Below are 7,737 nucleotides of genomic sequence, written 5' to 3' on the forward strand. Positions count from 1 at the left end.
CTTTAATTTCTCTCCTTTAGCCGTTTTTTTATCTTTTCCAACAGTTCCTCCCTTTTCAGGCTTCCTACTTGATGATATTTATTTTCTTTCAACATGGCATCAAAAAAGAAAATATCACGAAAGTCTGAATAAGTTAAGGCATTTTTTCCATTCCCATATTTATAGGGATTTAACTTTACTTTTCCCGCTAAAATTTGACTGGAGGCATCTTTAATAAGCTCTTCGTCGTATTTGAGCAATAATTCAAATTCATCACTATTGAAATAATTGCCACCAAATTTTAAAGATCCATCTTTTGTGGAACTAACTCCGGCATAAATGGAAGAAGTACTACGTGGGTTATTTAAGTCAGGCTCAGCAGCGAGCATTAATAGCTGGTCGTCATTAATTAAACCGGTATATTTAAGTTTAATTTGGCCATCTAAGTAGTCTTCTTTTATCTGCAAATTAGTGTTATACAAGTTTTTGCTATTTAGCCTCTCAGTTTGTCTGGTAACTGTTTGGTAAAAAGCACCTAAAAGTGAGAGTGGTTCAGAACCAGCAAAGAATTTGTGGTTTTGCATTAAAACATCTAGATATGAAACCATTTGTAAAGAAATACCTTCGTAAAATAATCCCAGATCAAATTTTTTAGCTGAGGATTTATAATCAATTACTTGAGCAATTAATTCGTTTTGCTCTGGAACCTGAGCCAAATCAACTCGATCTATTTTTCCTCTTAAATTAACGTAATGATTGCCTTTTATGCCTGGCAGCTTAAAGTTAAGTCCTTGCACCTGCTCACCTTTTCCAAAACTGAGCTCTGAATATTTAGCACGCAGAGGGGTTTTGGAAACTGCATGGTGCCAATTGCTTGCCACTTTACTGGTAGTTTGATCAAGGCATTTAAATAAAAACTCATTGAATGGATCATTTAATAATTGCTGGTATCTGGCTTCGCCTTTCATTTTGGTACGTGCAATTTCCAGTAACTGATTAAGTGTTTCATCATCAATTTCTTTTAAATCAAGTGAACGGTCATTTAGTTCCTTAACCAAACGATCAAAAGTTTCGTGGAAATAATTGCCAGCTTGTATAAAATCAAATTCATTTTCAAATCTCTTATGAAGGCGTAAGCCATATGTTAAAAAATATTCGTATGAATTTTCATAAAAGGTTTCCAACTGGGAAACTGAAGAATTGAGGTTTGACCCATATAATTTTTGTGCCAAATCAGGGCCGATATTTTGGGGTTCATTTATAAAATTACTTCCCTCTATGACTTTAGCTGTTTTTTGCGGTAAAAGTTTAGCGGTTAGCTTTAACAATTCTTTAACATCAATGTCTTTTTTTGCCTGGTTAAGATAACTTAAATATCCTAAACTTGCTTGGGCATTAGTAATAAAAGACAATAGCTGACTCATTTCTTCTGGCAGATTATGCTGCGAAAATTCTGCTGCACCAGCATTCTTAAACCTTTCATAATAGATTGAAGGTTGAACTGTGTCTCCTTCATCAGAGGCTAAAGAATAAGTTAAGTAAACTTTATCCTGTGCTAAAGCCAGACAAATACCAAACTGGTAATTTTGATCCCAGTTGCTTAATTCTTGTCTGTCTTCAATATATGAGTCTTCACCAAAATCCTTTTTCAGTTCTGCTAGGTTTTCTGGACTTAAAAACCCGGGAGTGTTTTGTATCTGCGGCAGCCCATTAACCGTTGCGCCCATAATAAAAACTTGTTTATAGCCACTAACTTGAACAATCCCCATTTCAGATAAATTGACTGCATCAAGTGTGGCCGGAATTTGCGAAAAGGTAGCTTCCTTAAAACCATTGATCAGTACATCAAAAAAGCTCTTAAGGTCAAAACTGTCCGGATTAATCAGTAAATAATCATGTAAGAGGTTGATCAATAAGTCCCACACCTGCTCAGACTGACGCGCTTCTTGCAAGGCTCCACTCTCTTGAGCATCAGCACGCCATTTTTCTAAAATATTATTCACACCGTTTCGAGTTAAAAAGTCGAAAAAGGTCGTAATTGCTTTTTGGGTATCTGTCTCATCTTTTAAGCTTTGGAACAACTTGGTAATTTGTTTAACAAAAAAATCCTTTAGTTTATCTATTTTGTTAACTTCTTCTGGTACCTTGTCTAAATCAATTACCTCTGCAGCCATATATTCAGTGAAACTTCTGCGCCAAAGATTATGGTTAATGCCGTGTGCCAGAACAAAATTTTCCAGCTGATCAACATCGTATATATAAGCAGATTCATCTAGATACCACTTCGGGATAATAAGCCTAGTTTTCATGATTGCCAGCATATTTTGCGTTTGAAATGGTCTATTCAGCAACTGCGCAATATTTTCAATCAAAACAACCAGAGGGTGATATTTCATTTCCTGCTGCAAGTCATTAAAAAACGGAATTTGATTCTGCCTTAAAATTGGGGTTAAATAGGTTTCGTATTCATGTAAATTAGGTGCCAAAACCAAAAAGTCCTGGTAACGATAATGCCTTAAAGCAACCTGCTGATAAATGGTATGAGCAACGTAATAAGCTTCAGCGTATCTATTGTCAGCACGCACAAGCTGCACCTGATCCAGTTCACCAATATCACTAACCGTGCCCGTCCAAAATTCATTGAGTAACTCTCTTTTGGTAGGTTTGGGACTAATAATTGTCGTTGATATTTGATGAGGCAAATTACGAGTTTGAATGTACTGCAATAGCTTATTGATGGTAGTTTGAATAACGTAATCATAGTCTCCCGGTTCAGGTTTAGGGTTAATTTCACCCTCTTTGGTTTTGAAGGCCAAGGTGACGCTATGAGCTTTGGCCATCAATAATTTAACGGTTAAGCATTCTTGCAGTGAAAAATGGGAAAAATCACTGAAGTAAAAGTCGGTTGTGCTTAGTCCCTTGCAGGCAGCCAGATATTCATTTAATTGCAATTGAATTTCATTTGAAGTAGAAAATTTACCTTTAATAGCCTCAATGAAAGCAGAATATAAAATATTCAAATCTGCAACTTTGTTTTTGGTTTCAAGATCAAGAGTATCCAGATCAATCTCGTTAAGGTCCAAGTTACCTTCGCGTATTTGCAAAATTGTGTCATACAATTGTTTGAGCAAGCCGGGATTTAAATTGGTGGTTTGAAAGAGATGCAGCTGCTCTTTTTTTTGCTCAATGATTTTTGCTAAAAGCATAGCCGCTGCAGCATCATCCAGCTCTGTTGGTAAGCCCTGTTCGGCATCTTTTAAGAAGAACCAGGCCAACCTGGAAAAAGATAAAACTTGTAAATTTTTCACTGATTGCTCTGTCTGGTTTTTACTAACAGCTAGCCTGTCAATTGCCCTGACTTCTGTGGTAAACTTAATGTGATTAGGAACGATGACAAAAGTTTTATGATTAGGAAAACGCTGATAATTTTCTATTGCTTCCTGTAAAACTTTTTCCTGCATGGGATCGGTTTGCCGACCTAGTAAAATTTTAATCATCTGTTCTGCGCTCCTTTGCCATTATTTTAGCATAGGAACTAAAAATTTTTAAAAACAATAAGGATCTTAAATAAAATGAAATCAAGTTTTTTAGGACACGGAAAAGTTATTTTAATTGGTGAACATTCAGTAGTTTATGGCTATGATGCTTTGGCATTGCCAATCACTTCTTTGCATATTAAAACAACTGTAGAACCATCTGAAAAAATGTGGATGGATACGGCTCATTATCAGGGGCCTTTTTTTATGGCTCCGGATGAATATGATGGCTTAAAATATGTAGTTAAAACAATGTTGAAAAAAGCCGTAAGTCAAGCAGCTCTTAAAATAACCTATACGGGAGAGATTCCAATTGAACGCGGTTTAGGTTCTAGTGCAACCGTGGCACTGGCGACTACGCGCGCAATGAATGATTATTTCCACTTAAATTTAACTGAGACTGAAATTATTAATATAACTAACCACGCAGAAATGATTAACCATGGTAAAGCATCGGGTCTTGATGCTGCCACTGTTAATTCTGATTGCCTCATCTTTTTTAATCAAAAAGATGGTCCCAAGCCGCTAAGGTCGAAATTACAAGCTACCTTACTTATCATGGATACAGGTGATTTGGGTAGTACGAAAAAAGCTGTCACTCAAGTTCATAAGCTTCTAAATGAATCCCCGACAGCGCAAAACAATCTTGAGCAATTAGGTAGATTAGCTGATGAAACTAAAACTGCCTGGTTAAATAAAGATGCAGCGACAGTAGGCTCATATTTTAATCGGGCTCAAGAAATATTGCATTCATTTAACCTTTCAACTGGTAAGATTGATCAATTGCAAAAAATAGCTCTCGCAAATGAGGCCTTGGGTTTTAAATTGTCTGGCAGTGGACTGGGCGGCATCGTGATTGCTTTGTGTCGCAATGAGGATGATGCTTTTAAAATAGCCCATAAATGTCAAAATATTGTGGCACATAGTTGGATTGAGGAAATTTAATTTATGGAAAAAACAGTTCGTGCTCATACCAATATTGCCCTGATCAAATATTGGGGAAAAGCAAACCAAAGCCTGCGTTTACCACTAATGTCCAGTTTGTCTATGACACTTGATCAATTTTATACCGATACTAAAGTTTCTGCAGGTCCTAAAAACCAGTTTTGGTTAAATGGCGTTGAACAAAGCGGACACAGTTATCAAAGGGTTTTTTCTTTTTTAAAACTGTTACAAGAAAAATTTGACGTTAAGGGTAATTTAAAGGTTGAGTCAGTTAATCACGTTCCTACAGCTGCAGGCCTGGCCTCTTCCAGTTCTGCTTTTGCGGCCTTAGCCGGAGCCTTTTGCGTGCACTATGGTATTAATCTGTCAGCAGTTGAACTTTCCCGTCTGGCTCGTTGGGGTTCAGGTTCAGCCAGCAGGTCAATATATGGCGGCTTTGCGATTTGGCAAAAAGGTACTGATAATGAATCATCCTATGCATATGCTTTAGATGAAAAACCCCAAATGGATCTACAACTATTAGTGGTTGAACTGGATAAAAACCCTAAAGAATTATCCTCTACTCAGGGCATGAAACAAGCACAAACCTCTCCTTTTTTCAGGCCCTGGCTTGAGCGTAATCAAGCTGAGTTGGCCCAGATGGTTGCTGCTATCAAAGCAAATGATTTTTCAAAACTGGGTAGTTTAGCAGAATTAAATGCGTGTGAAATGCATGCTGTTAATTTAACTGCCCAACCGGGTTTTACATATTTTGAGCCTGCAACTATTAAAGCAATCAAATTAGTAGCTGATTTGCGCAGGCTTGGTATAGAATGTTACTTCACAATAGATGCCGGACCTAATATAAAAATCTTAAGTCAATTAAAAAATGTAAAAGATATTACTAAGAGGTTTGTATCCGAATTCCATAATGTTAACATAATAAATGCAAGTTTTGGTCCAGGTATTTCATGTCTGAACTAGTTAATGTAAATTAATTGATTAGGAGATTTAATTCTTTTGATAACAGAACAAGCACCCGGAAAATTATACATAGCTGGCGAGTACGCAGTATTAGAACAAGATTGTCCTGCAATTTTAGTCGCAGTCAATCAGTTTATTCGCGTTTCAATCATTAAGTCGAAATCAAAAACTGGTTTAATCCACTCTAAACAATATTCTCAAAGCTCCATTCATTGGGTTAGAAATGGCGCAAAAATGGTTATTGACAATCGTGATAATCCATTCGAATACATTTTGGCTGCAATTTCATACACGGAACGTTTCTGCTTGGAACAAAAAGTCAAGATGAAAGTCTATGATTTATATGTCAATTCAGATCTTGATTCTTCGGATGGGAAAAAATATGGTTTGGGCTCCAGTGCTGCAGTTACAGTAGCCACAGTCAAAGCAATCTTGCGTTTTTATAATGTTGCTTTTAGTAATGAATTAGTTTATAAATTATCAGCCATTTCTCATTACTCAGTTCAAGGAAACGGTTCGGCTGGTGACATTGCAGCCAGTGTTTATGGTGGCTGGATTGCCTATCAGACTTTTGATAAACAATGGCTTGCTAATGAACTGGCTCATAAAACATTATCGGAAGTGGTCAATGAAGCCTGGCCTGGTTTGAAGATACAACTTTTAACCCCTCCCGCCGGCTTAAAACTAATGATTGGCTGGAGTCAAAAGCCTGCCTCCACTTCACGGCTTGTTGATGAAACTAATGCCAATAAGGCCGCCTTAAACGGACAATATCAAGAATTTCTCAGGCTTTCGCGTAAATGCGTACTAAAGATGATTGCCGGATTTGAACAACAAGATATTCAGTTAATAAAAAAGCAAATTCGAGTTAACCGTAAATTGTTGCAGCATTTTGCACAAATAAATCAAATTGCAATTGAAATTCCGCGACTTTCCCAACTGATCAATATCGCCGAATCATTTGGAGGAGCTGCTAAAACTTCCGGTGCCGGTAATGGCGACTGCGGTATTGTAATCGCTGATGCAAATACAGATACTGCCTATCTTGAAGATAAATGGCGCCAAAACGGTATAATGCCGCTAGACTTTCGCGTTCACCAAATTCGGGTTGCAGACTAGAGGAAGAACATGTCACTTAGATCTAATCGTAAAGAAGAACATTTGGTTTTAGCACAAAAATTTTATCAAGATAATAAACAAAATAGTTTTGATCAGATGCATTTGGTGCGGCCGGCTTTACCAGAAACTGAAGTAAGTGTCAAAGCCATACAAACGACAATGTTTGGCAAAAAAGTGGCAGCCCCCTTTTTTATTAATGCAATGACCGGTGGTTCTCATAAATCCTATTTGATTAATAAGAAATTAGGACAAGTTGCCGCTAAAACCAATATTGCTCTGGCACTTGGCTCAGCCAGCATTTTGACAAAAGAGCCTTCTCTTAGTGACAGCTTTTTGATTGCACGCCAACAAGACCCCACTGGCGTTTTAATTGCAAATGTAAATGCTAAAACTGCGGCCGAACAAGCACAAAAAATAGTTACAGAATTAAAGGCTGACGCTTTACAAGTTCATTTGAACGCAGTGCAAGAAATAGCCATGCCTGAAGGAGACCGTGACTTTTATTGGCTAAATAATTTAAAAAAATTGCGTCAAAAAGTAACAGTACCAATTATTATTAAAGAAGTCGGCTTTGGTTTAGATGAAAGAACAATTCATTTGTTGAAAAATGAAGGCTTCCAATTTTTTGATGTTGCTGGCAGTGGGGGCACAAATTTTGCCCAGATAGAAAATGCTCGTAATACCAATGATGTTTCTTATCTGAAAGATATCGGCTTACCCACTGTCATTTCAAGCTTAATGGCTGCTAAACAGCAGGTTGATTTTATTGTTTCAGGTGGCGTGCGTAATCCTTTGGACGTTTTTAAGGGATTATGTTTAGGTGGAAAAGCTGTTGGTATATCAAATGTTTTTCTACAAGCTTTAATCAAACACGATGTTAATTATTTGCAAAATCTTATTTTAGAATGGCAAGAAGAACTTGCTAATCTGCTAGCCCTTTATGGTCAAAAAGATTTAACAAAGTTAACTGAGATTAAAAAATATTATGATTTGCCGTTAAAAATAGCCATTGATCAGCTATTATAGGTTCTTATAAAAAAACAAATAACTATTGTCTTATATAAGATTTGAAGTTAACCCCCGGAATTGGACAAAGATTCCAATTCGGGGGTTTTCTTATGTCTAAATATTTACTAAAAACAAAATTAAAAGCAGTAGATTTGTATCAAAGAGGATTTAGTACAAAAGAAATTCA

Annotated in this window: 5 protein-coding genes; 4 read left to right on the plus strand and 1 reads right to left on the minus strand. The window is 36.7% G+C overall.

Annotation, left to right across the window (positions count from 1 at the left end; translation table 11 throughout):
* Nucleotides 1–2: 2 nt before the first annotated feature.
* Nucleotides 3–3,476, minus strand: a complete 3,474-nt coding sequence (locus F5ESL0260_RS04770) for a PD-(D/E)XK nuclease family protein (protein WP_122026069.1) — start codon at nucleotides 3,474–3,476, stop codon at nucleotides 3–5.
* A 75-nt stretch (nucleotides 3,477–3,551) separates the two neighbouring features.
* Here F5ESL0260_RS04770 and mvk point away from each other — a divergent pair, with 75 nt between their 5' ends.
* The 4 genes from mvk to fni are packed head-to-tail and all read left to right on the plus strand — an operon-like array spanning nucleotide 3,552 to nucleotide 7,568.
* On the plus strand, nucleotides 3,552–4,460 hold the full coding sequence (mvk, locus tag F5ESL0260_RS04775; protein ID WP_122026070.1) for a mevalonate kinase: 909 nt from the start codon (nucleotides 3,552–3,554) through the stop codon (nucleotides 4,458–4,460).
* A gap of 3 nt (nucleotides 4,461–4,463) precedes the next feature.
* Nucleotides 4,464–5,423, plus strand: coding sequence for a diphosphomevalonate decarboxylase (gene mvaD / locus F5ESL0260_RS04780; protein ID WP_046324847.1), 960 nt, complete (start codon nucleotides 4,464–4,466; stop codon nucleotides 5,421–5,423).
* A 36-nt stretch (nucleotides 5,424–5,459) separates the two neighbouring features.
* Nucleotides 5,460–6,542: a phosphomevalonate kinase gene (locus tag F5ESL0260_RS04785; protein ID WP_122026071.1), complete on the plus strand. Its 1,083-nt coding sequence runs from the start codon at nucleotides 5,460–5,462 to the stop codon at nucleotides 6,540–6,542.
* Between the two features lie 9 nt (nucleotides 6,543–6,551).
* A complete protein-coding gene (gene fni, locus F5ESL0260_RS04790; protein WP_122026072.1) occupies nucleotides 6,552–7,568 on the plus strand; it encodes a type 2 isopentenyl-diphosphate Delta-isomerase in 1,017 nt (338 codons plus the stop codon).
* Nucleotides 7,569–7,737: the final 169 nt, after the last annotated feature.

The sequence above is a fragment of the Lactobacillus sp. ESL0260 genome (assembly GCF_003692935.1).
GTDB lineage: Bacteria > Bacillota > Bacilli > Lactobacillales > Lactobacillaceae > Lactobacillus > Lactobacillus melliventris.